This is a genomic window from Pseudomonas sp. BS-2016, from assembly GCF_001806145.1.
GTDB classification, from domain to species: Bacteria; Pseudomonadota; Gammaproteobacteria; order Pseudomonadales; family Pseudomonadaceae; genus Aquipseudomonas; species Aquipseudomonas lundensis.
The window spans coordinates 1-1,471 of the sequence record NZ_MLCT01000092.1 but is presented as its reverse complement, the minus strand read 5'-3'; the positions used below and the strand labels follow the sequence as shown (position 1 = coordinate 1,471).

The window sequence follows — 1,471 nt, the reverse complement described above, 5'->3', positions numbered from 1 at the left end:
GTGCTGTCGCATGTCCAGATTAGATTTTTTCATAATGACGAGAGCCTATCCAAAACTAGACCGGTCGTCTACAAAACATTAGCAATACCTGACGAATGACCCCCTGCGTTCTCGCCTATCGTTGCTCCTGCAAACGACTAGGCCCGTGCGGCTGGATAATCCGTTGAAGGTCTGAGCTCGACCTTTTCCCACTTGGCGATGACTAACGGCGCAATGGCATTGCCCAACACGTTCAACGTAGTGGTACCACTGTCGATGATCCTGAAAATGCCAGCGATCAACGCGACGCCTTCCAGTGGAAGACCTGCTGAGGCCAATGTCGCTGACAAGATGATGATGGCGAAACCTGGCACCCCTGCTGCGCCCTTGGAAGTCAGCACCATGGTCACCACCAACAGGATCTGCTGGGATAACGACAGGTCGATGCCATGGAGTTGCGCGACAAAGATCGTCGCCACCCCAAGAAAAATCGACGCACCATCGAGGTTGAACGCATACCCCACCGGCACCACGAAGCTGACGATCCGACGCGGCACGCCGTAACTTTCCATCTTTGTCATCAACTGCGGCATCACTGCGGCTGAGGCGGCACTTGAGAACGCGAGCATCAACTCATCGCGCAAGTACCCGATCAACTTGAAAATGTTTTCGCCTATCAAGTAACAGATACCGCCAAGTACCACCAACGCAAAAACAATCAGCGCCAGGTACACAACACCAATCAACTTGAGCAATGGCAACAAGGAAGCGAAACCAAACGTCGCCACGGTCGCGCCGATCATGCCGAACACACCCACAGGCGCATAAGCCATAACCATGGAGACAACCTTGAACATCGCATCGCAAACACTTTGAAGCAGTGCGATGACCGGTGCGTTTTTCTCTTTCGGCAAGGCGTTCAATGCCAAGCCGAACAGCACGGCAAAAAACAACACCGACAGCAATTTCCCCTCGGACATCGCAGCCAATACGTTATCGGGCACGATGTTCTGCAATATTACCAGCGCTCCTTTGGGCGGCTCCAGCGTGATGGATGCGGCACCGTGCGAAACACCGGAAATATCGGTACCTGTTCCCGGTTCGAAGAGATTTGCGAAACACAAGCCTATGACGACGGCCAGCGCGGTAATCGCAAAGAAATAACCGAGCGAGCGCACCCCCATGCGGCCAAATGACTTGCTGTCTGGGCCACCGGCAATGCCCAGAATCATGCAGCAGAACACGATTGGCACAACGACCATCTTCATCATCTTGATAAAGATGTCACCAAGCGGTTTCAGAACCTGCACGCTGACCCATGCCTGATAGTGCGGATGGGTATTGAAGTACCAACCGACAAGCACGCCAAGCAACAGCCCGGCAACGATTTGCCACATCAAGGGAATACGTTTCATGTCTAGCCTTCTTGTTGGTATGTAAGGTCTGCGTTATCAGCAGTTGCTAGAGTCATGAGCTTGCAGCTCACGTGAGC

The 1,471-nt window shown here is 53.1% G+C and carries 1 protein-coding gene; it reads right to left on the bottom strand.

What is annotated here, in order from left to right; all coding sequences use genetic code 11:
* Positions 1-137 precede the first annotated feature (137 nt).
* Positions 138-1,394, bottom strand: coding sequence for a cation:dicarboxylate symporter family transporter (locus BKD70_RS22535; protein WP_054921188.1), 1,257 nt, complete (start codon positions 1,392-1,394; stop codon positions 138-140).
* Positions 1,395-1,471: the final 77 nt, after the last annotated feature.

Coding starts and splice junctions, on each gene's coding strand:
- BKD70_RS22535 (WP_054921188.1), bottom strand. CDS start 1,394: ATGAAACGTATTCCCTTGATGTGGCAAATCGTTGCCGGGCTGTTGCTT.